Source organism: Methylobacterium sp. CCH5-D2, assembly GCF_001556475.1.
GTDB lineage: Bacteria > Pseudomonadota > Alphaproteobacteria > Rhizobiales > Beijerinckiaceae > Methylobacterium > Methylobacterium hispanicum.
Genome location: NZ_LSIX01000994.1, coordinates 1 through 23,411 on the forward strand (window position 1 = coordinate 1; position 23,411 = coordinate 23,411).

The following is a 23,411-nucleotide window of genomic DNA, read 5'->3' on the forward strand; positions in this document are numbered from 1 at the left end:
TCTTCCTCGGCAGCCTGCGGGCGACCCTGATCCCGACGCTCGCCGTGCCGGTGAGCCTGGTCGGCACCTTCATCGCCCTGAAGGCGGTGGGCTACTCGGCCAACTCCGTCTCGCTGCTCGCGATGGTGCTGGCGATCGGCATCGTGGTCGATGACGCGATCGTGGTCGTCGAGAACGTCGAGCGCGTGATGGAGGAGCATCCGGAGCTGTCGCCGCGCGAGGCGACGAAGCGCGCCATGGCGGAGATCACCGCGCCGATCATCGCGATCACGCTGGTGCTGCTCTCGGTCTTCGTGCCGGTGGCCTTCGTGCCGGGCATCTCGGGCGAGCTGTTCCGGCAATTCGCGGTCGCGGTGGCGGTGTCGATGCTGCTCTCGGCCGTCAACGCGCTCACCCTCTCGCCCGCGCTCTGCGGCGTGCTGCTGCGGCCCCATCACGGCCCGCGCCGCGGCCTCATGGGATGGGTGATGCGCGCCATCGACGCGGTGCGCGACGGCTACGGCGCGGCCGTCGCCCGCATCGTGCGCCTCTCGGTGCTCGGCCTCGTGCTCGCGGGGGCCGCCGCCTACGGCACCGTCCAGCTCGCCCGGATCACCCCGACCGGCTTCCTGCCGGAGGACGACCAGGGCGCCTTCTTCGTCGTGGTCCAGCTGCCCGAGGGCGCCTCGGTCGGGCGCACCGCCGAGGTCACGGCGAGGGCCGAGGCGATCCTGCGCGAGGAGCACGCGGTGGCCGACACCACCTCGGTGGTCGGGCTCAACTTCATCGACAACTACTCGCAGGGCAACGCGGCCTTCATGGTCGTGACCCTGAAGCCGTTCGAGGAGCGCAAGGGCGCGGGCGACGGGGCGGGGGCGCTGATCGCGCGTCTCGGCCAGCGCTTCCGCGAGATCCCCGGAGGCACGGTGGTGCCGCTCGCGCCGCCGCCGATCATCGGCCTCGGCACCGGCGGCGGCTTCGCCTACGTGCTGGAGGACCTGCGCGGCGGCGATCCGAAGGACCTCGCCCAGGTCCTGCGCGGGCTGATCGTGGCGGCCAACCAGGAGCCGCGGCTGGAGCGGGTGTTCAGCACCTTCTCGGCCACGAACCCCTCGGTCTTCCTCGACATCGACCGCAACAAGGTCCAGATCCTCGGCGTGTCGCTCGACGCTGTGTTCCAGGCGCTGCAGGCCTCGCTCGGCGGCTACTACGTCAACGACCTCAACCTGTTCGGCCGCACCTGGCAGGTGCAGGTCCAGGCCGAGGCCGCCGACCGGGCGCAGATCGACGACATCTTCCGCATCAACGTGCGCAACCGCGACGGTGCGATGGTGCCCCTGCGCAGCCTCGCGGAGGTGCGCATCGTGGTCGGCCCGCCCGCGCTCATCCGCTACAACAACCTCCGCGCCGTGACCCTGCAGGGCGCCCCCGCCCCGGGCGTCTCCTCGGGCCAGGCGCTCGCCGTCATGGAGGCTGTCGCGGCCCGGACCCTGCCCGCGGGCTTCGGCGGGGAATGGACCGACACCGCGTTCCAGGAGAAGCGGGCCGAGGGCAAGACCGCGATCATCCTGGCCTTCGCGGTCCTGTTCGCCTTCCTGTTCCTCGTCGGCCTCTACGAGAGCTGGACGATCCCCGTGCCGGTGCTGCTCTCGGTCACGGTGGGCATCGTCGGCGCCTACGCGGCCATGGTCTGGGGCGGGCTCACCCTCGATCTCTACGCCCAGATCGGCATGGTCGTGCTGATCGGACTGGCCGCCAAGAACGGCATCCTGATCGTCGAGTTCGCCAAGGAGCAGCGGGAGCGGGGCGTGCCCCTGCGGGAGGCGGCCACCGAAGGCGCGCGGCTGCGCTTCCGGCCCGTGATGATGACCTCCTTCGCCTTCATCCTCGGCCTGCTGCCGCTGGTCGTCGCCACCGGCGCCTCGCAGCTCGCCCGGCGCAACGTCGGCACCCCGGTCTTCGGCGGCATGATCGCCGCCTCCTTCATCGGGATCTTCGTGATCCCGCCGCTCTACGTCGTGTTCCAGGGCCTGCGCGAGCGGGCCTGGCGGCTCCTCGGCGGTGCCGGAGCCGCGCGGGCGCGGGCGCCGGACAAGCCCGCCGGCACGCCGGGCCACCAGCCGGCCGAGTGAGCCGGGCCGCCGGCCCGGACAACGTGGGAGGACGCCGATGCACGATCTCGACGACGCGGTCCTCGCCGGAGAGCCGGCCGAGACCGAGGCGGCCTCCGAGGGCCCCGCCCGGCTCAAGCGCAGGGCCTACGAGCGCGCGCTGCGCAAGCTGCAGGTGCAGCTCTGCCACCTGCAGGGCTGGGTGCAGGCGACGGGCGCGCGGGTCATCGTGGTCTTCGAGGGCCGCGACGCGGCCGGCAAGGGGGGCACGATCCGGGCGATCACCGAGCGCGTGAGCCCCCGCGTCTTCCGCGTGGTGGCGCTGCCGGCCCCCTCCGACCGGCAGAAGTCCGAGCTCTTCATGCAGCGCTACATCGCCCATTTTCCGGCCGGCGGCGAGATCGTGATCTTCGACCGCAGCTGGTACAACCGCGCCGGCGTCGAGGCCGTGATGGGCTTCTGCAGCGACAAGGAGCGGCGTCGCTTCCTCGAACTCTGCCCGCAGATCGAGCACTACATCATCGACGGCGGCATCCAGCTGATCAAGTTCTGGCTCGAGGTCGGACGGCCCGAGCAGAAGCGCCGCTTCGAGGCCCGCATCGACGATCCGCTGCGCCAGTGGAAGCTCAGCCCGATGGATCTCGAATCCTACCGGCGCTGGTACGCCTATTCCCGCGCCCGCGACGCGATGCTGGCCGCGACCGACACCGACGAGGCGCCCTGGTACGTCGTGCGCTCCGACGACAAGCGGCGCGCGCGCCTCAACTGCATCGCGCACCTGCTCCACCTGATCCCCTACAAGGCGCTGTCGGTCGAGCGGGCGAGGCTGCCCAAGCGCTGCAAGGCCGAGGCCTACGACGACACGCTGCGCGACCGCCGCTTCGTGCCCGAGCGCTGCTGAGCGGCACCTCACAGGCTCAGGCTGGCCTTGAAGGCCTGCAGCCGGGCGATCGAGACGTCGCGCTCGGCCCGTATCTCCGGGTTCGCGGTGCCGTCGCGCTCGAGCTGGAGATGGAAGATCTCCTCGTCGATCTGGTCGCGCGTCAGCTCCTCGATCGGCCGGACGCGTTCGGCGAGGATCGTCACCCGCGTCGGGCCCACCTCGGCGAAGCCCCCCCGGATGAAGGCGCGGCACCCGGTTCCGGCGGCGTCGGTGGCGAAGACGACGCCGGCGTGCAGCGCGGTCACCGCGGGGGCGTGGCCCGGCAGCACGGTCATATCCCCCTCGACGCCCGGAAGGAGCACGGAGCGGACCTCGCCGGCAAAGACACGCCGCTCAGGCGAAACCAGTTCGACGTACAGCAGAGCCATGGTGCCGCCTCCCTTCGCTTCGGCCGTCGGGCCATGATGCCGCGGCCGCCATCGACGTGGACGGTGCCCCCGGTCAGCCGCGCCGCGAAGGGCGTGGTGGGGAACGCCGCCGTGAGGCCGACATCGGCGATGTCGATGCGTTCGCCGATGGGCGAGCGCTCGACTGCCTCGCCGAGCGGGATGTCGAGATCCCGCAGTCCTGAGGCCGCGCGCGTCCTGCGCGGCCCCGGCGAGACGGCGCACCGCGCATTCCAGCGCCGCCTTCACTGGACCCATCGGGTTGTCGTTCGGCACGACCCTGGCGGCGGCGCGGGCGCACGCCGGCGCCCCGCCCCACGCCTTCCATGGGGTGCGCGGCCAGGCCGCTCGCTCGGCTCTGCGCCGCCTCCTCAGGGCTGCGCCGGCCTCTTCAGGGCTGCGCCGCCTCCCAGGTGAGGAAGAAGCCGACGTCCCCCGGCATGCCCTGCGGCCAGTCGACGATCATCGCGCGCAGGCCGTAGCCGTTCGGCTGCAGGCGGTCGCGCCAGAATTCGAAGGCCTGGCGCGGCCGGCCCGTCAGGGTCCCGGGCCAGTCCGGCTCGACGTTGTTGATGGCCCGACCGCCATCCGTGCAGAGCGCGTTGGGGAAGCGCATCACCTGTAGCTCCTTTCTGCCCTGCTCGGCGGCGAGGCGCAGCCTGTGCAGGAGCGTCCGGGTGATCTCCTGGATCTTCTCGGGCGTGACCGCGACCGGCTCCGCCAACCGCTGGATCAGCTCGGCCTGGGCCTTGGCGGCCCGGTCCTGGCCCTCGAACTCCTTCATGGCCCGCGCCTTCTTGATGCTCGCCGCGTAGCCGGCGAGGTCGGCCGCCGACATGAAGGGCGCGTCGCCGAGTTCGAAGGCCTCGGGTTTGGTGGTCAGCGTCTCCATCGTGAACCTCCATCCTCACGGCGCCGGCTGGCGCAGCGCGGCGAGCACCGCCTGCGTGCCGCGGGCGATGATCGCTTCCTCGTTGGTGGGGATGACCCAGGCGCTCGGGCCGGGGCCGCGCGTCACGCGCGGACCGCCCCGGGCATTTGCCGCCGCGTCGAGCGCGAAGCCGGCCCAGGCGGCCCCGCTCAGGATCTCGGCGCGGGTTGCGGCGTCGTTCTCGCCGATGCCGCCGGTGAACACGAGGGTGTCCACGCCGCCCAGCGCGGCGACCAGCGAGCCGATCTCGCGCCCGATGCGGTAGACGAACAGGTCGATCGCCGTGCGGGCGCCGCGATCCGAGGCCGCGCGGGCGCGCAGGGTGCGCATGTCGCCGGACAGGCCCGAGACGCCGAGCAGACCGGAGCGGGTGTAGAGCACGCGCTCGGCGACGTCGGCATCGAGCCCCATCTCCCGTAGCATGTAGAAGACCACGCCCGCATCGAGGCTGCCGCAGCGCGTGCCCATGGGCAGGCCGTCCAGGGTCGAGAAGCCCATCGTGGTCGCCACGCTCCTGCCCGCGCGCAGGGCGCACAGGCTCGCGCCGTTGCCGAGATGGGCGACGACCACCCGTCCCCCGGCGAGGTCGGGCGCGTAGTCGCCGAGGACCGAGGCGACGTAGGCGTAGGACAGGCCGTGAAAGCCGTAGCGGCGCACGCCCCGCTCAGCCATCGACCGCGGCACGGCGAAGAGCTGGGCGATCTCCGGCTGGTCGCGGTGGAAGGCGGTATCGAAGCAGGCGACCTGCGGCAGGCCGGGCCATTGCCGCCGCATGATGCGGATGGGTTCGAGGTTGTGCGGCTGGTGCAGCGGCGCCAGCGGCACCAGCCGCTCCAGCGCGTCGAGCACCGCGTCGTCCACCCGCACGGGAGCCGCGTGGGCGAGGCCCCCGTGCACCACGCGGTGCCCGACCGCGGCGAGCCGGTAGCCGTCCTCATGGTCGTGCAGCCATCCCGCCACGTGGAGCAACGCCTCCTCGTGCCCGAACGGCCCGCCCATGGCCGGCGGGCCCTTCTCGGCGAGGACCGCCCCCGCTGGGTCTCGGATCACGAGATGCGGGGCCTCGCCGAGGCGCTCGACCAGTCCGCGGAAGATCGGCCGGGGATGGCCGACGCCGCCCTCGTCCCTGTCCTCGAAGACCTGGAACTTCAGGCTCGACGAGCCCGCGTTGAGGACGAGGAGGGCCGGGATCATCGCCTAGACCTCCGGTCGAGCCCGCGCTTCGCGCCGGGCCGCGGCGAACAGGGTTGCGATCGCGCAGGAGGCAAGACGCGTCGGGCGCGAGTCGGCACGGCTCGTCAGGATGATCGGCACGCGCGCGCCCAGCACGATGCCGGCCGCGTCGGCGTCCGCCAGGAAGGTCAGGCTCTTCGCCAGCATGTTGCCGGCCTCGAGGTCGGGCACCACGAGCACGTCGGCGCGACCGGCCACCGGCGACGCGATCCTCTTCATCCGGGCGGCGCCCAGATCGATCGCGTTGTCGAGGGCGAGCGGCCCGTCGACGAGCGCGCCCGTGATCTGGCCCCGGTCGGCCATCTTGCACAGGGCTGCGGCGTCGAGCGTGGAGGGCACCTTCGGGGTCACCGTCTCCATCGCCGAGACGATCGCGACCCGCACCGGCGCGATCCCGAGGGCGCGGGCGAGATCGACGGCGTTCTGGACGATGTCGCGCTTCTCTTCCAGCGTCGGCGCGATGTTGATGGCGGCGTCGGTGACGATGAGCGGTGCCGCGTGGTTCGGCACGTCCATGACGAAGCAGTGGCTGAGCCGGCGGTCCGTGCGCAGGCCGCCCTCCCGCCGGACCACCTCGGCCATCAGCTCGTCGGTATGCAGGCTGCCCTTCATCAGCGCCTCGACCTCGCCCGCCTGCGCCAGCGCGACCGCCTGGGCGGCGGCCGCGTGACTATGGGGAGCATCGACGAGGCGCTGCGTCCCGATGTCGGCCCCGAGGGCCTTCGCGGCGGCCTCGATCCGGGCGCGCGGCCCGACAAGCACCGGATCGATCAGGCCGAGCCGGGCCGCCTCCAGGGCCGCTTCGAGCGCGGCCTCGTCGCACGGGTGGACCACTGCGGTCTTCAGGGGAGGGCATGCCGTCGCGGCGACCAGGAGGCGATCGAACCGCTCATGCCGGCGCGGCGCGGCCGCGGCCTGCACCTCCGGGACGTCCTGTCCGGTCGTCGCCATCTCCACGCCGCTCTCTCCTCGCCCTACGGGGCGTCCACCGGGGACGGCGGCGACGCGGTTTCCGCCGCGTCTCCGCTGACGGGGCCGCGGATGTTACTGTCGGCTTGTCGCCGGCCTCCCGCTTGATCCGGAGAGACAGGCCGCAGCCGCATCCCGCGCAGCGCCTCCCGTTCGCACAGCATCGTTGCGATGAACGGGGGCAGGGCTATGAACCACGTGGAGCGGTGGCGGCTGATCGCCTGGAAACCGGTTCTGGCCTCGAACTGCGCCAGCAGGACCACGGTGGCGCCAGCCGCACAGATCTCGGGCGCGTGCCTACCGCCAGTTGGCAGGGCCGTGGGAGGCGAGATCGCACCGCACCCTCGTAGCCGGCCCCCGCGGGATCGCGCGTGCGGGCAAGGTTGACGGCGGCGGCTTCATCGAGGCGGCCGGGCCTGGGGCGCATTACGACGACGCGGTCGGCCAGCGTCACCGCCTCGCCCACATCGTGCGTGCCGATCAGCCGGCAGGCTGGAAGAACCCGATCGCAACGCTCCAGCGTATCGAGCACCTGCTCGCTGCGCGGGGAGACGCCACGGAGCGCGCCGGACTGGATTCAGGCACGCTGGCACCAAAGGAGGCCCTCCGACTCTGCGCCCCGGACGGGCTGTCCTCCGGTTGGGTGTTGATCGAGAACGAGGGTGCGCTGTTCCGCGGCCCGGCGCCTAGCCTGACGGGAGAGGTTTGGAACCCTCGCGCTCAAGCTTTCGTCCTTTACGTCGGCAGCCGCAAAAAGCCAGTCGACTAAGGCGAAATCATCGGAGTGGATGAGGATGACTGGCGGAGAGGGGGGGACTGGCCCCCAAGGCCAAAAAGCTCAATCAAATCAACGGCCGCTCGCTTGGCTTCGAGCTTCGATTGTACCAGCCGATTGTACCGTCGTCGATACGCACGACGAGACAACAGGCCCTTCGGAAGCTACAGATTCAACCGCGCCGAACGACCTTGATCCGCGGGGCGTCGTTTAGCTTCAAAAGCCGTCATGCGGGAGCGGCGGCAGTACCCATCCATACGTCGGTCGGCGTCTAATTTTGCCCGGATTGGCATCCGTAGGGCGGCACGGCGCGAGGGAACCGCTCTCTGATCCGTGTGCAGCCCCAAGCCCGCAGTGGCTCAGGCAACCGGGAGTTCATCCCAATCCCAACTTCGTCGTAAGGCGTATCTCCGGCGGTAACATAGTAGTGCCAGCGCCAGCCGAGTGTGCCGAGGCCTGCCAGCAGGATCCCCACCGCCACCGTAGCCGCTAGCGCCATACGGGACTGCGGTGTGCCTTCCCTCGTCATGTCGATCTGCCCTCCCCGGTCCTGTTGGTCGTTCATGTGGGTCGCATCCGGCAGCCCCTAAGTGGCGCGAGCTGTGGTCAAAACTCAATTGGCTTGACCACACGGGCGCTTACTCGCGCGCCTTCACAGACCATCGGAACGTCTGCTTGCTGGCCACCCGGTTGGGATCGAACGCCAGGGTCTGGCCGATTGCGGCTCATCTGCTTTGGAGCTTGGGTAGAAACAAGCGAACGTTCAGCGCGGCTCTGGAGGTAGCTCAAAATGCCCCCTTCCGGACCTTCGACATCATACCATCGCAGGTCTGCATCAAGTTGCGAAGCGGACGTTTCGCCGATGGTGGCAGCGCGAGCGAACAGCGCATCTCCGCACCGTCTCAAAAATCTGCTTTCGAGCTCAAAGTTCTGCCTTGATATAATCTTGGGTGATATGGGTCCGCGCCCACCAGGGTGCGGCCTCGCTTGCATTCGAGGGCATGGTTGCAAGGGTCTAAACTTCACATCCAACCCGTGCACCGCTTACCCGCCAGCGGACCTCGAACTGGAGCGGCACCGCCACGAACGTGCCGACGCCGAGGGCCTAAATCAGATGTCGATCCTGGCACCGATCTCGACGGCTCGGTCGACCGGGATGCGGAAGTAGCGCGAGGCGTCCGTCGCGGCCCGCGCCATCGCGATGTAGAGCCGGTCCTGCCAGACGGGCATGCCCGTCTCCGGCGAGGCCACCAGGACCCGGCGAGTGAGGAAGTAGGTCAGGCCGCCCACATCGAACCCGGCGGCGGCCAAGGCGCGGGGGAGGTCGGGCAATTCCATGAACCCGAAGCGGACCGTCACGCAGGTGAAGACGTCCGAGAGCGGCTTCACGCTGACGCGGTCCGCCTCCGGCACCCGCGGCAGGTCCTCGGTGATCACGTGCAGGATGAAGTTGCGGGCGTGCAGCACGTGGTTGTGCTTGACGTTGTGCAGCAGGGCGCCCGGCGTGTCGCCGGGCGAGCCGGTCAGGAAGACGGCGGTGCCCGGCGCGCGCAGGACCGAGCCGGTCTCGGCCATCCGCGTGAAGTCCGAGAGCGGCACGCGCCGCCGGTGTATCTCCTCGGCGATGAGGGCCGAGCCGCGCCGCCAGGTCCACATTGCCGTAACAAGGGCGGCCCCGATGGTCAGCGGCACCCAGCCCCCGTGCAGGAGCTTCAGGGCGTTGGCCGAGAGGAACACCAGCTCGATGAGCAGGAAGGGCGCGATGACGAGGGCGGCCAGGGCCGTCGTCCAGCGCCAGACCTTCCAAGCAACGACGAAAAGCAGGCAGGCGGTGATGACCATGTCGCCCGTCACCGCGATGCCGTAGGCCGCCGCCAGCGCGCTCGACGACTTGAACAGCACCACCACGAACACGACGGCGACGAGCAGCCACCAGTTCACCCGCGGGATGTAGATCTGGCCCTTCTCGGTCATGGAGGTGCGCAGCACCCGCATGCGCGGCAGCAGGCCGAGCTGCATCGCCTGCTGGGTGATCGAGAAGGTGCCGGTGATGACGGCCTGGCTGGCGATCACGGTGGCCACGGTGGCGAGCAGCACCATCGGCAGCAGGGCCCAGGAGGGGTAGAGCAGGAAGAACGGGTTCTCGGCTCGCTCGGGATGGGCCAGCAGCATGGCGCCCTGTCCCAGGTAGTTCAGGGCGAGCGCCGGCAGCACGAGGCCGAACCAAGCCGCGCGGATCGGCCCGCGGCCGAAATGGCCCATGTCGGCGTAGAGCGCCTCGGCGCCGGTCACGGCCAGGAACACGGCGCCGAGCGCCAGCAGCCCAGCGGTACCGTGCCCCAGGATGAAGCCGATGCCGTGGACGGGATTGATCGCCCCGAGGATGCTCGGATCGTCCGCGATGTGGCTCAGCCCGCCCAGCGCCATGACGGTGAACCAGAAGGCGGTCACCGGGCCGAAGAGGGTCGCCACCCGCGCCGTGCCGCGGCTCTGGAGCACGAAGAGGCCGATCAGGATGGCGAGGCTGATGGGCAGGACGTACGGCCCGAAGGCTGGGGTGACGAGCTTCAGTCCCTCGACCGCCGAGAGCACCGACATGGCCGGGGTGATGATGGCGTCGCCGTAGAACAGGGCGATGCCGACCATGCCGAACGCGATGACGAAGCCGCCCGAATGCCCCAGCGCGCGTTGCGCCAGCGCGACGAGGGAGGGCGTGCCGCCCTCGCCCTCGTTGTCGGCGCGCATGACGATGAGCACGTACTTGAGCGTTACGATCAGGATCAGCGCCCAGAGGATCAGCGAGACCACGCCGAACACCATCTCGCGGGTGGGCGCGTGCCCGCCGCCGGTGGCGGCGTGGAGGGACTCCTTCAGCGCGTAGAGCGGGCTGGTTCCGATGTCGCCGTAGACGACGCCGACCGAACCCAGGGCCAACGCCCAGAACCCGGTCTTCGAGCCATGCCCGGCATCGGCGGGGAGTGGCGTCTGGGCCGTCGGGAACTCGGTCGTGGCACCTACGGGCATGGGGTTCTCCGCCCAGGTCGAGGGCTGGCCTCGGTCCGGGCATAAACGGGCCATTGGACGGATCGTTCGCGAAAGCAACGCACCGGAAGATGAAGCAAGTTTGGCAAACGGGACGAGAAGACCCAGCCCCAGCACGAAGCGCCTCACGCCCGGAGACTGGGTGACGGGCTTTGCGGCGTCGACCTAACCGCGGATGCTCGACTTCGCCCGCGCGCCGACGTGGCCTCGCGACGATTGCGCAGCCGCTCCCCGCAGCTTAACTCCGGCGCTGCCAGGGCGGCCAGGAACCCGTATTCTCGCGAGGTCCGCCCCGCCTCCCGATTCGACCGTTGCCCGACCTGCACGAGCCCACCCGACGCATGTCCGTGACCTGCTCCGCCGACCGCGGCCCCCTCCGCCGTACGGTGCCCATGACGATGAACCGCGGCGGGGGCAGGCCTTGAACGGGGATGGGAGCGTGCCACCGCACAACCGGACGGCCGCCGGGGATGCGGTGCGGTACCAAGCCGTCTTCGACAGCGCCGTCGAGTTCGCCGTCATCACGACGGATTGCGACGGGCTCGTCACAGACTGGAACCCTGGCGCCGAGCGCATCCTGGGTTTGCCGGAGGTGTGGTGACCCGGCCGCATCCAAGGCGGCAGCGGTCGGGTACGCTGTCTGCCTATTCCGGACAAAGGCATGCGGATCTCCCCTCTCTCGGCTCCGCCGTGGGTTCTCGCGGCGACCCTTCTTGGGGTCGCCTTGGCCACGCCTGTCCTCGCCGAACCGAGTGCGGCCGGCGGCGACCGGCAGGAGGCCGAGGCACCGAAGAAGGGCGACGAGCCGGACAAGCTCGACACCGAGAACCTGTTCGGCTTCACCGAGGGCACCGACGTCGGCAAGAAGGGCGAGCAGGAGATCCTGTTCGACACCATCGGCCGCTTCAGCAAGCGCCGCGACGGTCCCGGCCGCTCGGGCTACGGCGCCGCCCAGCCCATCGTCAGCTACCAGTACGACCTGACCGACAACCTCAGCATTGAGCCGGGCCTCTGGTTTGACGCGCGCGACAGCCGCAACGTCGCGGGCGTGCCGGACAAGTCCTTCGGCACCTTCAACGGCGGGTCGCTGGAGGTGAAGTACCAGTTCTTCAAGCGTACCGACGAGTGCCCGTTCAGCCTCGCCCTGCAGGCTGAGCCGCAATACGCCCGCGTCACGCCCATCGAGGGCCAGGGTGCGGACGTGTTCAGCGTCGAGACGCGCCTGATCGCCGACGCGCGGCTCGTGCCGGACCGGCTCTGGGCGGGCATCAACCTGATCTACGACCCGCAGGTCGCGCGCCTGAAGGGCTCGGGCGAGGTCGACCGGTCTTCGACGCTGTCTGTCTCGGGTACGCTGATGGCGAAGGTGGCAGGTGACCTCTACCTCGGGCCGGAGGCCCGGTACATGCGTGCCTACGATGGCGTGTTCCTGAACCGCTTCGAGGGCCACGCCGTGTTCGTCGGACCCGTGCTGCACTACCAGGTCATGGAGAAGGGCTTCCTCACCCTGGCCTACTCGACGCAGGTGTTCGGGCACGACCGCGACCCGGACTTCGCGGACCGGGCGTTCAACCTCAACCAGTTCTCGCGCCACAACCTGAGGGTACGCTTCGGCGTCGAGTTCTGAGGCGGCCGCCCGGCACGCTGCCCGCGGCGGACGGAAGCCCGGCGCGTCGTGCCGGTCTCGTCCGCTGCGCAGTGCGATGTCCGCTCAGGCCGCGACCTGCTCCAGAGCCTCGGCGAGCTTGCTGGCGAACTCATCGCCCTTGTAGATCTCGGACACCGCCTGCTTGAGCTTCTGCTCGTCGTCGCTGCGGCCGAGCGCCTTGGCGTAGGCCGCCGCCGAACCGAAGCCGGCCAGGCCGTAATGCGACATGCGCTGGTACTGGGCGATGATCGCGACGTCGCGCAGCTTGCCGTCGCTCGGCGCCTCCTTGATGCCGTGCTTCTTGGCCTCGGTGACCAAGCCCTCCATGCCCTTGCAGTGCTCGGGCTCGGCCTCGCCGCCGTTCTGCTGGATCAGGTCCTTGAGGATGTCGGTGTGCTTCTGGATGCCGCCGACGGAGTGTTCGAGCATCTGCTTGAGCTTAGCGTCGCTGGCGTGGCCGCTCAGCTCCTTGACGGTGCGGATCATCTGGTCGTTCGCCGACCAAAGGTCCTTCATCTCGTCGAGATAGACGTCCTTGAGACTGCTGGGTGCTGACATCGGCGGCTCCTGTCGTTCGCCCCCTGCCAACCGGACCCCGCCCACGATGTTCCTGGCCGCGGCACGGCGCCCAGCCGGCGCGCGGGGTCTCGTCCGCCCGCCCCGGCTGCGCCCCCCGGGCACGGCGGTCCGCGACCGCAGGCGCGGGTCACGCGGTGACCGGCGAGCCGGCAGCGGCCTCGAACCCGCGCGGCGTGCCTACTTGCTTTTGCCGCCCTTCTTGCCGAGCTCGGCCTGGGCCGAGGACGACGTGCGCGGGTTGGACTTGCCCTCGTGGCTCGCCTTCGCGTTGGCCTTCTTCGCCGTCGCGCTGCCGTGGCCCTTCTTCTCGGTCATGGTCGTCTCCTCGGATGGTGACCGGGAAGTCCCCGGCCACTCCGTGGTTCCGCGGGCGGGCTGCCCGTGGCGTTCACGCGTGCTTGAGGTCGTCCGGGACTTGGCCGCCATTTTCGGCGAGCTTCTGGACGACCTGCTTGTGCAGCCAGACGTTCATGGTGGCCGAGTCCTCCTTGTCGCCCGTGTAGTGCAGCTCGTCGGCAAGCTGCTTGCGCGCCTGCAAACTGCTGTCGAGGTCGAGCAGCTTCATGAGGTCGACGATGGAGCGCTTGTAGTCGAGCCCCTGGCCCTTCTTGGAGGCGAGGTCGGCCAGCACCTGGCCCACGTCGACGCTCGCCTGTCCGGCACCGGACGGGCCGGCCGCGACTGGGGACGGGGCGCCGCTCATCGAGGGCGCCGCGGCGTCGCTCGCCGAGCCTGTCGGCCCGCCCTGGCCCTGCGCCGCGGCCGATACGCTCGGCGTTTCCGGCGCGTGCGGGGCCGCCGCCTGGGCGCTCGCGCCGCCGCCGAAGATCTTCGACATGATCGACCCGAAGATGCTCATTCCCTTCTCCGCGTTCCTGGGCCCCGTCGGGGGCGAGAGCTCGACAACGGGAGGGCTCGCGCCGTGTTCCGGCGTGGGGCGCCGGCGCGGCGGCCGGAGGACCTCACCGGCCACGACTGCATCAACCTGCGCCTGCCGACGCTGGGCGGCCTTTATGCCTGGGAGTTCGAGAAGGACGGGCGAGAACTGCGGGTCCGGGTCAAGGGGCAGCTCGTGTTCAACACCGCGTCCCTGGTGCTCAAGGCGGCGCTGGAGGGGTTCGGCATCGCCTTCTTCATGGAAGATGCGGTCCGGGCGCACCTGGAAGCCGGGGCGCTCGTGCGCGTCTTGGAGGACTGGTGCCCGCCGTTCGCGGGCTACCACCTCTAATATCCGAGCCGCCGCGAACCGGCGCCGGCACTCGCCGTCCTGGTCGAGGCGTTGCGCCACCGCGGCTGAGGTCGCTACCGTGCCGTTCGGGCTCCAGCCGCGGCAAGCGGGCCTCGCCGGCCGAGGCGCTGCCTGTCCGCGAGTGCCGCCAGGGCCTCGTCGGCGGCCCTTTGCCCGCTGTCATGGGCCCCATGGGCGGTCGTGAAGTCGTGGGGGTGAGTCGCCTCGCCAGCGAAGAACAGCCGGTCCTCGAAGGGCCGGGCCAGGCGCGCCCTTGCGTCGGACCGGCTCGGCAAGGCGCAGCTATACGCTCCGCCGATGGACGCCATACGGCTCCAAGAAGTCGCCGCGAGCGGACGGATCGCCGACGCCACGTCGCTGCCGAACAGGGCCGCCAACTCGGCTGATACGTAGGAGAACCCGGCGGCGGGCCCTTCCTCCGCCAGGATGCGTGCGCCGTCGCCGCCGAGGAACGCCTCGATCACCGGCCAGCCGTTGGGTCGGATCGAATAGGCGGCGGACCGCGCGTCACGCAGGTTTCCGTAGGCGTGGGTGTCCGGCCCGAACGCGGTGTTGCCCCCGATCTCAAGGAAAAGCTTCTCGTTGCGGCCGAGCGGCAGGGCGGCGGCCGCCTCGCGCCACGGGTCGAGCCTAGAGGGAAGGCGGATCGCATCGCCGGCCAGGACCGCCGTCGAGACCGTGAGGATGGCGACCCCGACGTGGACGGTGCCGGCACGCGTGGTGACGGCCACCCCGTCCGTGGTCAACTCGATCCGCTGGGCGGGGGTGGCCAGCCGCAGCGCCGTCGTGGGCGGCAGGCTGGCGGCGACCAGCGTGCCGTAGCCGAGCGGCAGGTTCCAGTTCTTGCCCGTCGAGGCATCGTCGTAGGCAAGGTAGTCGGTGGCAGAGATTTCCTCGGGAGCCACGCCGCTCATGAAGCCGGCGATGGCTCGCACGTAGGCGTTCCAGGCGCCGTCGGGCTCCAGGGCATCGCTGGCACGGTCGCTGGCCGAGGCGACGGTGCGCAGCCGCTCCTCCCAATCGCCGTATGCCTTCCTCGCCGCCTCTTGGTCGTCCTCGTCCTCGACGAGGGAAGGATGCGCCTTCGCCCAGGGCGGGTCGCCGCGGTCGACCGGAAAGCCCGACGCCTCGGCGATGCCGACCCAAGCGTTGCGGTCGCCAGAATGGAGCCACTCGCAACCGAGGTCGAGCGGGTAGCCTCCGAGATCCTGCGTATAAGCGCGACCTCCGAGGCGTGAAGAAGCCTCCAGCAGCAAGGCAGATGCGCCCTGGGCGGCGAGCCGTCGCGCCGCGCCGATGCCGGCGGCGCCTCCCCCCACGATGATGACGTCGTATGCGCTGCCCATCAGGCCAAAGTGAGGACGGCCCGTATGGCTTCCAAGGTTCGGGCGGTGGCGTGCCGCAGGTCTCAGCAGCTTGCTTTGTTGCCGGGCATGTGCGCGGCGGTCATTTCCAGCCCTCGATGACAGCTCGCCGGCACGATATGCCACCAAGCCATCGAGGATCGCGGGCGGCTGATCCGGGCTACCGCAGGCCCGTCCAGTTTATGCCCGGCGACGCAGCATGGCGGTGGCGCTAGCCCTTGCCGAGAACCTTGTCGGCCTTCGCGTCGACCTTCTTCTTGTCGGCTGCGGAAAGGTTGCCGGCCTTCTCCTGCTGCGCGGCGCGTGACTTCGCGTTCCGGGCGTGCGCCTTGTCTTCGACGGGGTACTTCCGCTCCTCGGGCAGGGCGAACTTGCTCCTGCTCAGGTCCTCGCGGTCCTCGGTCTTCAGTTTCGACATCGCGGCCTCCGGGTATCCGGGGGGGTGAACGCGGCATCGGTAGCCGTGGTGCCCCCGCCGGCGGGATCGAGGTGGGCAGGTATCCGCTCCATGCCAAGCTTTTGTCCGGCTGCCGGATGTGGACGGCAGCGGCTTCGATCTTGCCCGAACGACGAACTCAGGCGATCAACCGAAATCCATCAGGAGTCATCCACCATGAAACGCGCCGCGCCGCACCAAGTTTGAGTAGCACTCCGGCATAGTTGGCGGACGCTACCCTTCGAGGCCGCAATTCGACAGACAAAGGTCCACAACTTTAGGATGTTGAGGCTGCCGGTGCGACTATTCCGTCTCAATGACGGCTATCGGGCTCCAAGCGGGCATTCGCGCGGTTGCAACTGAAGGTCCGCTGGTGGCGCACAGCCGAATAAGCGGCGTGCGAACTCCTGACCCTTTGCAGACTTAGCGGCTGGCCGGATGAGACGTCTGCTTCGAGCGGAGAAGCGGACCTCTCCGGGGCGGTCACGACATCAGCATGTCGTGGCCCATTAAGCGGCTCACTACATGTGCGGTTATTGCTTTCCTGGGCAGCCGGCAAACCGCTTTGCCAAGCGCCGTGCTCGGAGGGCCTCGTCCACCTGATTGATGAAGGAGCGCACATCGCTGGCGCTAGGACGCGCGACGCCCACGAAGGGAAACCACTTCCGGGTATTGACGTGGCAGGCGGCGCACGCGCCCACGGTCCGACCCAGCCGCCGAAGCGTCTGCGCCCGCCGGGTACGGTAACGCGGAAAGCTGGGGGAAATCGCACTGTCTGTGCGCGTTCCTCGACGGGATATTGCTTCCTCCGAGCCTGACATCATGACCGTCGTCCGAATCCAGATATACGCCTCGTCGAACGGCGACCGGTGGTTCCTCTGTCGTGGGGAGAACGTCGAGGACGTGTTCGTCTTTCACGAGCCGAACGGCCCATCCGGCGGTACGCCGTCCCGAAGCGACCTCACGACGTTCCTCGCCTCCGGGCACGGTACGCCGGAGCGCCGGGCGCTGCTCGGCAAAATCGGCGCACTGGTGGACCTCGGCAGGGCCAGCCCGCCTTCCTCCGCCCAGGGTCCCGAGCCGGGCACGGCCGGCGCCGAGCCGACGCCGGGTGAAGGCGCTTAGATGAGACCTTGAGCCCTCGCGCCGGATCGCACCTCCCGCCGGGCCCGGCCCCTATCGGAGCGTCGGGGACTCGCCGGGCTTGAGGTGGGGGTCGCTGCCATCGGGGCCAACCAGCGACACGTGGTCGTTGAGGCGGCCCAGGTGCTCGAAGACGTGCTCGAAGGCATCGGTCACGGCCCGCTCGAAGGAGCCGTCCCCCTTGCCCTGCGCGTCCCCGAGTGCGCTCAGCAGCGCGCGGTGCTTCTCGGTATCCGTCGACATCACGGTCCTCCCGCCGGTTGCGGCATCGGTTCGCGAAGCAAATCTGCCGGTGCGACGCCGGTTCCCCACGGCGCCGGTGCCCGACCCAACCGCGGTGCCGATCCGGCGGTGCGGACAGGGCTCCCCGTCGCCGCCCGGTGAAGGGTGCACGGTCCCGGTCGGGCGAGACATGCCGCGTACGCGGCAAGGACGGACCTGACCCCGTGGAAGCGATGCTTACGTCGACACCACCCACGCTGGCGGGGGCGGTGATCTAGGTGGCGAACTCGCGGATGGCGGCGACGACCTTGGCCTCGCGGAACGGCTTGTCGCAGAACACTCCGCGAGCGGGGATGTGATCGAGGTTGGGCGGGAGTGCCCCCGTCAGGACCAGCTCGATGGGCGGCCAGCGGTCGCGGATCAGCGCGGCCAGCTTGATGCCCATCATCGACCCGCGCACATCCAGGTCGGCGAACACCACCCGAATGTCCGTGCGCTCCTCCAGGATGCGGATGGCCGCCTCGGCGGTACGCACCACGAGCGCCTCGCAGCCGGCCTCCTCAACGAAATCCCGCATGGTCATCGCCAGGATCGGCTCGTCCTGAAGCACCAGCACCACCGGACGCGGGCCGTCGTCCCTGTCCCCCGCCATCATGTCCGCTGCACCTCGACCATCGGTGCACGCATCACCGTCACCACGCCATCCGGGTTGTAAGCCGTATCGACCCCGCCCGTTCCCACCAAGCCGGTGCGGATCAGGCGCGATCCGAAGCCGCGGCTCGTCGGCGCGACTACCGGCGGCCCGCCGCGCTCCTGCCAGCGCATTACTAGGTCCGGCCCGTCGGCCCCGTCCTCGACCGACCAGCGCAGGTCCACATGGCCCGCGTCGTTCGACAGCGCGCCATACTTGGCCGCGTTCGTCGCCAACTCGTGGAGGAGCAACGACGCGGACATGGCCGCGGCCGGGCCCAGGGCCACGTCAGGTCCGTCCAGGGTGATGCGCCCGGCATCGGCAGCGTTGTTGACCACACCCTCGCACACCGCGTGCAGCGGCGCCGGCGACCAATTTCGGCGCAGCAGCAGGTCGTGCGCGGAGGCCAGCGCCTGGATGCGCCTCTGCAGCGTCTCGACCGGCCCGCGGTCGGACAGGGAACGCAGCGTCTGGTTAGCGATGCTGGTGACCATCGCCAGCGTGTTCTTCAGGCGGTGGGACAGTTCGTGGTTCAGCAGATCCTGCCGGGCCTCCGCGTGACGGCGCTCGACCGCCTGGCGGATCAACTCGGCGATCTGCCGGACGAAGGCGACCTCGGGTCCCGCCCATTCCCGCGGGCGGTCGTCGTTCACGAACAGGATGGCCACCATCCGGCCCTTCTCGACGATGGGCAGGTTGATCAGCGCGCGGACGGACACGGCGTCCAGGGCCGCGGCGGTCGCCTTGGTCCGCGGGTCCTCGCGCACGTCCGGGATGACCACGGTGCGGCCCTGCCGCAGGTCTTCGGCGTAGAGGCCGTAATCGTCCAGGCGGTGACGCTCGGCGAGCGCGGGGAAGCCCTGCGCGCTCCAGCCGTCCCCAACGACCAAGGTCTCGCCGTCCGGCCCGACCGTGCCGTAGCCGACCCGCCCGACGCCGAGCACCCGCCCAATGGTCGCCGCGCCCGCCTTCACGACCTCGGCGGCATCGGCGTCCGTGCGCATCCGGTCGCCGAACTCCAGCAGCCCCTCGCGGCGCGCGTCGGCCTGCACCCGCTCGGTCACCTCCAGGAAGATGACCCCAAAGCGCTCGGACCCGAGGGGGAAGGCGCGGCCCTCGTACCAGCGCGCCAAAGCGCCGACCTGCCGGATGAAGCTCACGGGCCGGCCGGTCTCGACCACGTCGGCGAACTCGTGGACCCAGGCGTCCTCGATGCCGGGGAACATCTCGCGGATCGTGCGCCCGACCGCTCGTGCAGGGTCGATGGAGACGAGCTCGCCCCAGGCCCGGTTCACCTCGACGTAGCGCCAATCACGGACGGCGCCCGCCTCGTCGCGGATCACCTCGCCGACGATGAACCCTTCGCTCAGCCGTTCGAACAGGCCGCGCCAATGCGCCTCGCTGGCCGCGAGCCTGGCTTCGGCGGTCTTGCGCTCGGTGATGTCGACGGCGGTCCCGGAGAACCGCACCGGCTGCCCGTCGGGGTCGTGGATGAGCTGACCCTTGCACTCGACCCAGCGCAGGTCGTGCCCCGGGATGGCGAGCCGGTACTCGACATGGAAGTCGGCGCCGTGCTCGAAGGTGTCCCGGATGCGCGCGCGCAACGGTTCGAGGTCCTCCGGGACGACGAACTCCTGGTACTGCTCCATGGTCAGGCCGGCTTCGGTCCTGCCGGCGTCGAGCCCGTACAGCCGCGCGAAGTTGGCGTCGCCGTGCAGCAGGTCGGTGTCGACCATCCAGTCCCAAAGCCCGACGACCCCGGAGGCGACGAGCGCGACCTGCAGGCGCTGGTCGGCCGCTCGCAAGCGCTCCTGGTTCTCCCCCAGGAGCCGCAGCGTCTCCTGGATCTCGGTGACGTCCTGAACCGTGCCGAGCATGCGCACGGGCCGGCCCTCGGAGTCGTGGACGAAGCTGGCGGTACGGGTGACCCAGCGAACCGCTCCGTCGTCGGCGCGTCGGATGCGGTAGGTGGCCTGGGGCGGCGTGGTCCCCGCTTCCCGCGAGGCCTGCGTCGAGGCCAGGTGCGCGTCCTCCGGGACGATCCGGTCCGTCGCGGCGTCGACCGAGAGCAGCGGCGAGACCGGCAGGCCGAACAGGCGGCAGAACTCGGGTGAGACCGTCATCAGCCCCGAGGCGATGTCTGCCTCGTAGGTGCCGATCCGCGCGGCCTCCTGGGCGAGCCGCGAGCGCATCTCGCTGGCGCGCAGGGCCGCCTCGCCGTCGAGCCGTTCGCGCACGGCGGAGAGGTAGCGCGCGATGGTCGCGAAGAAGGTGAGCGTATCCTCGTCGAACGCCCCCTGCGTGCTCGATCCGAACGAGATCACGCCGGAGAGGCGTCCGCGGCTCCGGATGGGATAGCCGGCATAGGCATCGACGCCGCTCTCGCGCGCCATGGCGTAGCGCGGTTCGGGTCCGTCTTGCACGTGGGCCAGCACCAGGGGCTGCCCGGTCTGGACCACGATGCCGCAGAGCGGCTTGTCGAGGTCGATGTCGGCCAGGGCCGCGCGCATCGCCTCGTCCACGCCGATGGAGCCCGTCAGGCGGACGCTGCGCCCGCCCGGCGCGAGGTCGTAGATGAAGCACTGCTCGAAACCGAGGCTGTGCGTGCTCGTCTCCAGGATGGGTTCGATCACGCGGCTCGGGTCCGAGGCCGTGAGCAGGGCCGCCGACGCCTCGGCCAGGATGGCAAGGTGGCCCTCGCGCCGGAGGGCGGCATCGCGGCTGCCGACCGCCACCGCCTTCTCCACCGTGGCGCGTCGCAACTCCAGCAGGCTCATCGCCTGACGCGCGCAGCGGCGGAGGTGCCCGGCCTGGGTGGCGGTCAAGCCATTGGGCCTCGGCTTCGTGTCGATGACGCAGAGGCTGCCGACGGTGTGGCCCTCGGGCGAGCGCAGCGGCGCGCCAGCATAGAAGCGGATGCGGGGCTCGCCCGTCACGAGCGGGTTGGCGGCGGTGCGGGAGTCGGCGGTCAGGTCGGGAATTACCAGGAGATCGGGCTCGGCAAGGGCGAACTTGCAGACGGAGCGGTCGAGGTCGGTCTCGCAGGACGGGAAGCCGACGCGCGCCTTGAACCATTGCCGGTCCCGGGCCACCAGGCTGACCAGGGCGACGGGCGTCGCACAGGCCAGCGCGGTCAATTGGGCGAGGTCCTCGAAGCCCTCCTCGGGCACGGTATCCATGATGTCGTATGCGTCGAGGACGGCCAGCCGCTCGCGGTCCTGCAGCGCGCGGTTCAAGAGGGCCGACGATTCTGGTGACATGCTCGGATCAGTTACATCGGGCCGGGACGCGATGCGTCCCCGGCCGCCGAACTGTTCCCAGCCAGCGGACTTGTTTGCCATGGGGGTCGTGACCCGGCAACTCCCGACGGCGCGACCCTTTCAGTCGCGGCCGACCATCGCGTAGGTTCGCCCGTGGGGCCACGCCCATGCGAAACCCGGTGTTCGTGATCAAACAGTGCGCAGTCGGCGGTCGGGACCTTTTCGAGGCGGTCCAACTTGTACCCCGGCCATGGTCACCTCTATCTCACCCTCGCCTTCCTTCGCCCTCGTCGTGGACGACGATGCGTTCATCCGCATGGACGCCTTGGCGATCCTGGAGGATGCCGGGTTCGAGACCTTGGAGGTCGCCCATGCCGACGCGGCCGTCGGCCTGCTGCACGAACGTCACCCACATCTCTGCCTGCTGTTCACCGACGTCCAGATGCCGGGAAAGATGGACGGCTTCGCCCTGGCTCGGTACGCCGCCGAGCACTGGCCGCACATCTCCATCGTTGTCGCCTCCGGTCAAGCCAAGCCGGGGCCGGGCGACCTGCCAGAGGGTGCGCACTTCATCGGCAAGCCCTTCAGCGCGCAGATCGTGCGAGACCATCTGAGGAGCATGCTCCCGGAGGACCGCAAGCCGGAACCCCTTCGAGGGTGATCCCGTCCGTCTCTGCCTGCCGCTCCTGAGCAAGCCCTACCGGCTGTACGAACTCGCCAACGAACTCCAGGTCGTCATGGGCTGAGCAGGTTCGGGCACATTAGCAACCGGCGTTTCCAGACCTTAGCCTGGCGGGCGGGTGACCGGAAAAGTCATCCCAGACTGCCCGCGAACCGCTCCGCCAGACGCCACTCCCTGAACGCCTGGCTCCCACGTCCGGCATGGTGAACCGAAACCGTCGCGGCGGGTCGCTGCGACCGACGCGCCCTGCGATGCGTCCGGCGCCAATTCCCGTAAACGGCCGCGTCCAGGCTGCCCCTGGTTTCTTGGGAGGGTGGCATGAAGAACTGCGTGGATCGCGTCCTGCAGATGGAAGCCTACGTGCGCCAGGACGACCAGGAGGGCAGGAACGGCGTCTACGGGGTGCTGGAGCGCGCCGACGTTGTCTGGGCGGTCTGGTCGGACGACGGGGAGACCCCGGTGGTCCGCGTCATCCGCGGCCGGGACAGGGACGGTCCGGACCTCAGGCATGGCACCCTCGAGTTCGAGAACGAACTCGGTGCCCTGGAAACCGCCTCGTTCCATGGCGACGAGATCGGCCTCCTTGCCGACGGCAGGACAATGGACGTGCCAGAGCCGGCTGTCCCGCAGCACCTGATCGGCCACCTGATGTCGGACCCCGTCCTGTTCTACGACGGGACCGAGATGGAGTTCGTATGCCCCTTCGAGACCGAGGACGCCTGAGGACCGCGGACTGCGTCCGAAGGGGTGACGGTTCCCGGCGGTCGCGGTGCGCCAAGTCGGCCGGCGCCGGTGACCGCCCGGACGCGAGTCCCCGGCGCCGACAAGGAGCCCGTCGCGGTCCGATAGGCATCGCCCGTTCGGTACCCGTCGCCGCCCCCGGAGCCGCCCAAGGGCGATCCGCCGTCAGGACCGTCCCGCAGCGGCCGGGACCCTCGACCGGCCCTGGGCGCGTCACCGGCATCGGGGTCGGCGCCTGGGTCGTCATGCTACGGCATCGCGGCCGGGCGTCGTCCGAAACTTAAATCGGCGAGCACGTCCCGGTCGTTCGGGTGCGCACCGGCCGGCATGCGCCGGTTGCATTGCCGGCCAGGGTGCGACGGGTCGTCGGGCCAATGCCGATCCGACCTCGATGCCTCGTGCAGCACGAGCGTCGGGGCGAGAGGGAACCCGCCCCTCCGTCGCGGCTTGGGGTCGAGGTGGTTTCGGGTCGCGTCCCGGCATAGGACGGGAACGGCATGCAGGTAACGACGGCCCCCCTCGACCCCCTGGTCTCCACCTTTCTGGCACGCGGCATCGTCGAAGGCGAGGACCGGCCGGCGTGACGCTGACCACCCGCATCCTGCTACTGGTGCTGCTGGCGCTCGCCCCCGCCCTCGCGATCCAGGGCTACAACGAGTACGCCCTACGCGCGAGCCGGGACGCCGCCATCCAAGTCGATGCGCTCGCGACCGCCCGCGGCGTCGGGCAAACCCTGGCTCAGATCGCCGAGGGCGTTCGCCAATCCCTCGAATTCATTTCCGAGGATCCAACGGTCAAGGCCAGGGACGCGGTCGGCTGCACCGCCTATCTCCGCCGCGCCGCCGCGCGGATGCCCAGCGTCCTCGCCTTCTCCCTGTCTGCCCCGGACGGCCGCGTCGTCTGCAACAGCCGCGGCGCTGCGCCGGGGTCCTACGGCATGGGGGAGCGCGACTACCACCGCGAGGCGGTGGCCCGGCAGCTCTTCGTGATGGGCGGCTACGCGCGCGGCAAGGCCACCGGACGGGAC

General features: G+C 70.1%; 19 protein-coding genes and 5 pseudogenes. 9 read left to right on the forward strand and 15 right to left on the reverse strand.

Features of this window, described 5'->3' with window-relative positions:
* Positions 1-2,111 (forward strand): efflux RND transporter permease subunit (locus AX737_RS26820; protein WP_066926798.1); only part of this gene is annotated, 2,111 nt, incomplete at its 5' end.
* 37 nt (positions 2,112-2,148) lie between these two features.
* A complete protein-coding gene (ppk2, locus tag AX737_RS26825) occupies positions 2,149-2,991 on the forward strand; it encodes a polyphosphate kinase 2 (protein WP_066926800.1) in 843 nt (280 codons plus the stop codon).
* A gap of 8 nt (positions 2,992-2,999) precedes the next feature.
* Here ppk2 and atpC read toward each other — a convergent pair whose 3' ends face one another.
* The 7 genes and pseudogenes from atpC to AX737_RS26860 all read right to left on the reverse strand — a co-directional run bounded on the left by atpC (position 3,000) and on the right by AX737_RS26860 (position 10,351).
* Positions 3,000-3,401: an ATP synthase F1 subunit epsilon gene (gene atpC, locus AX737_RS26830; protein WP_066926802.1), complete on the reverse strand. Its 402-nt coding sequence runs from the start codon at positions 3,399-3,401 to the stop codon at positions 3,000-3,002.
* Positions 3,402-3,430: 29 nt separating this feature from the next.
* Positions 3,431-3,707: pseudogene (locus AX737_RS32625) on the reverse strand (SDR family oxidoreductase); the annotation flags it as partial.
* Positions 3,708-3,810: 103 nt separating this feature from the next.
* Positions 3,811-4,311, reverse strand: a complete 501-nt coding sequence (locus tag AX737_RS26835; protein ID WP_066926804.1) for a hypothetical protein — start codon at positions 4,309-4,311, stop codon at positions 3,811-3,813.
* 15 nt (positions 4,312-4,326) lie between these two features.
* Positions 4,327-5,544: an acetate/propionate family kinase gene (locus AX737_RS26840; RefSeq protein WP_066926806.1), complete on the reverse strand. Its 1,218-nt coding sequence runs from the start codon at positions 5,542-5,544 to the stop codon at positions 4,327-4,329.
* A gap of 3 nt (positions 5,545-5,547) precedes the next feature.
* A pseudogene (locus tag AX737_RS26845) lies at positions 5,548-6,594 on the reverse strand (phosphate acetyltransferase); the annotation flags it as partial.
* 310 nt (positions 6,595-6,904) lie between these two features.
* Positions 6,905-7,036 (reverse strand): annotated as a pseudogene (locus AX737_RS36470) (ABC transporter ATP-binding protein); the annotation flags it as partial.
* Positions 7,037-8,437: 1,401 nt separating this feature from the next.
* A complete protein-coding gene (locus AX737_RS26860; RefSeq protein WP_066926818.1) occupies positions 8,438-10,351 on the reverse strand; it encodes a potassium transporter Kup in 1,914 nt (637 codons plus the stop codon).
* A gap of 457 nt (positions 10,352-10,808) precedes the next feature.
* Here AX737_RS26860 and AX737_RS36480 point away from each other — a divergent pair, with 457 nt between their 5' ends.
* Complete coding sequence (locus tag AX737_RS36480) at positions 10,809-10,970, forward strand: PAS domain-containing protein (RefSeq protein WP_238232087.1); 162 nt, start codon at positions 10,809-10,811, stop codon at positions 10,968-10,970.
* Between the two features lie 123 nt (positions 10,971-11,093).
* Positions 11,094-11,996: a hypothetical protein gene (locus AX737_RS26865; RefSeq protein WP_156453987.1), complete on the forward strand. Its 903-nt coding sequence runs from the start codon at positions 11,094-11,096 to the stop codon at positions 11,994-11,996.
* 84 nt (positions 11,997-12,080) lie between these two features.
* Here the strand turns inward: AX737_RS26865 and AX737_RS26870 are convergent, their stop codons facing one another.
* The 3 genes from AX737_RS26870 to AX737_RS26875 form a co-directional block, all read right to left on the reverse strand.
* Positions 12,081-12,575, reverse strand: a complete 495-nt coding sequence (locus AX737_RS26870; RefSeq protein WP_066926822.1) for a ferritin-like domain-containing protein — start codon at positions 12,573-12,575, stop codon at positions 12,081-12,083.
* A 198-nt stretch (positions 12,576-12,773) separates the two neighbouring features.
* Positions 12,774-12,911: a hypothetical protein gene (locus AX737_RS34920; protein ID WP_197430732.1), complete on the reverse strand. Its 138-nt coding sequence runs from the start codon at positions 12,909-12,911 to the stop codon at positions 12,774-12,776.
* 73 nt (positions 12,912-12,984) lie between these two features.
* On the reverse strand, positions 12,985-13,455 hold the full coding sequence (locus tag AX737_RS26875) for a DUF3597 domain-containing protein (RefSeq protein WP_066926824.1): 471 nt from the start codon (positions 13,453-13,455) through the stop codon (positions 12,985-12,987).
* A gap of 72 nt (positions 13,456-13,527) precedes the next feature.
* Between AX737_RS26875 and AX737_RS26880 the strand changes: the two are divergent.
* Positions 13,528-13,893: pseudogene (locus AX737_RS26880) on the forward strand (LysR substrate-binding domain-containing protein); the annotation flags it as partial.
* Between the two features lie 5 nt (positions 13,894-13,898).
* Here the strand turns inward: AX737_RS26880 and AX737_RS26885 are convergent.
* Both AX737_RS26885 and AX737_RS26890 read right to left on the reverse strand, forming a co-directional pair.
* Positions 13,899-15,191, reverse strand: a complete 1,293-nt coding sequence (locus AX737_RS26885) for an FAD-dependent oxidoreductase (RefSeq protein WP_066926826.1) — start codon at positions 15,189-15,191, stop codon at positions 13,899-13,901.
* A 229-nt stretch (positions 15,192-15,420) separates the two neighbouring features.
* Positions 15,421-15,627 carry a DUF6582 domain-containing protein gene (locus AX737_RS26890; protein ID WP_066926828.1) on the reverse strand — a complete coding sequence of 69 codons (207 nt, stop codon included), beginning with the start codon at positions 15,625-15,627 and terminating at the stop codon, positions 15,421-15,423.
* An 840-nt stretch (positions 15,628-16,467) separates the two neighbouring features.
* On the opposite strand from AX737_RS26890, the gene AX737_RS26895 reads away from it, so the two are divergent.
* Entirely contained in the window at positions 16,468-16,770 is a 303-nt protein-coding gene (locus AX737_RS26895; protein WP_066926830.1) for a hypothetical protein, read from the forward strand.
* 51 nt (positions 16,771-16,821) lie between these two features.
* Here AX737_RS26895 and AX737_RS26900 read toward each other — a convergent pair whose 3' ends face one another.
* The 3 genes from AX737_RS26900 to AX737_RS26910 form a co-directional block, all read right to left on the reverse strand.
* Complete coding sequence (locus tag AX737_RS26900) at positions 16,822-17,031, reverse strand: hypothetical protein (RefSeq protein WP_066926832.1); 210 nt, start codon at positions 17,029-17,031, stop codon at positions 16,822-16,824.
* Positions 17,032-17,284: 253 nt separating this feature from the next.
* Positions 17,285-17,665, reverse strand: coding sequence for a response regulator (locus AX737_RS26905; RefSeq protein ID WP_308445295.1), 381 nt, complete (start codon positions 17,663-17,665; stop codon positions 17,285-17,287).
* Positions 17,662-20,961 (reverse strand): GAF domain-containing protein, encoded by a 3,300-nt coding sequence (locus tag AX737_RS26910; RefSeq protein WP_156453988.1) that lies wholly within the window; start codon positions 20,959-20,961, stop codon positions 17,662-17,664. Before AX737_RS26910 ends, AX737_RS26905 begins: the two co-directional genes overlap by 4 nt.
* A gap of 316 nt (positions 20,962-21,277) precedes the next feature.
* On the opposite strand from AX737_RS26910, the gene AX737_RS26915 reads away from it, so the two are divergent.
* The 3 genes and pseudogenes from AX737_RS26915 to AX737_RS26925 all read left to right on the forward strand — a co-directional run.
* Positions 21,278-21,622, forward strand: coding sequence for a response regulator (locus AX737_RS26915; protein WP_308445296.1), 345 nt, complete (start codon positions 21,278-21,280; stop codon positions 21,620-21,622).
* A 339-nt stretch (positions 21,623-21,961) separates the two neighbouring features.
* Positions 21,962-22,366, forward strand: a complete 405-nt coding sequence (locus tag AX737_RS26920) for a hypothetical protein (RefSeq protein WP_066926840.1) — start codon at positions 21,962-21,964, stop codon at positions 22,364-22,366.
* A 598-nt stretch (positions 22,367-22,964) separates the two neighbouring features.
* Positions 22,965-23,411 (forward strand): annotated as a pseudogene (locus tag AX737_RS26925) (histidine kinase); the annotation flags it as partial.

Bases quoted from the DNA above. Each gene is read 5' to 3' on its own strand.
- ppk2 (WP_066926800.1), top strand. From the start codon at position 2,149: ATGCACGATCTCGACGACGCGGTCCTCGCCGGAGAGCCGGCCGAGACC.
- atpC (WP_066926802.1), bottom strand. From the start codon at position 3,401: ATGGCTCTGCTGTACGTCGAACTGGTTTCGCCTGAGCGGCGTGTCTTT.
- AX737_RS26835 (WP_066926804.1), bottom strand. From the start codon at position 4,311: ATGGAGACGCTGACCACCAAACCCGAGGCCTTCGAACTCGGCGACGCG.
- AX737_RS26840 (WP_066926806.1), bottom strand. From the start codon at position 5,544: ATGATCCCGGCCCTCCTCGTCCTCAACGCGGGCTCGTCGAGCCTGAAG.
- AX737_RS26860 (WP_066926818.1), bottom strand. From the start codon at position 10,351: ATGCCCGTAGGTGCCACGACCGAGTTCCCGACGGCCCAGACGCCACTC.
- AX737_RS26870 (WP_066926822.1), bottom strand. From the start codon at position 12,575: ATGTCAGCACCCAGCAGTCTCAAGGACGTCTATCTCGACGAGATGAAG.
- AX737_RS34920 (WP_197430732.1), bottom strand. From the start codon at position 12,911: ATGACCGAGAAGAAGGGCCACGGCAGCGCGACGGCGAAGAAGGCCAAC.
- AX737_RS26875 (WP_066926824.1), bottom strand. From the start codon at position 13,455: ATGAGCATCTTCGGGTCGATCATGTCGAAGATCTTCGGCGGCGGCGCG.
- AX737_RS26885 (WP_066926826.1), bottom strand. From the start codon at position 15,191: ATGGGCAGCGCATACGACGTCATCATCGTGGGGGGAGGCGCCGCCGGC.
- AX737_RS26890 (WP_066926828.1), bottom strand. From the start codon at position 15,627: ATGTCGAAACTGAAGACCGAGGACCGCGAGGACCTGAGCAGGAGCAAG.
- AX737_RS26895 (WP_066926830.1), top strand. From the start codon at position 16,468: ATGACCGTCGTCCGAATCCAGATATACGCCTCGTCGAACGGCGACCGG.
- AX737_RS26900 (WP_066926832.1), bottom strand. From the start codon at position 17,031: ATGTCGACGGATACCGAGAAGCACCGCGCGCTGCTGAGCGCACTCGGG.
- AX737_RS26905 (WP_308445295.1), bottom strand. From the start codon at position 17,665: ATGATGGCGGGGGACAGGGACGACGGCCCGCGTCCGGTGGTGCTGGTG.
- AX737_RS26910 (WP_156453988.1), bottom strand. From the start codon at position 20,961: ATGTCACCAGAATCGTCGGCCCTCTTGAACCGCGCGCTGCAGGACCGC.
- AX737_RS26915 (WP_308445296.1), top strand. From the start codon at position 21,278: ATGGACGCCTTGGCGATCCTGGAGGATGCCGGGTTCGAGACCTTGGAG.
- AX737_RS26920 (WP_066926840.1), top strand. From the start codon at position 21,962: ATGAAGAACTGCGTGGATCGCGTCCTGCAGATGGAAGCCTACGTGCGC.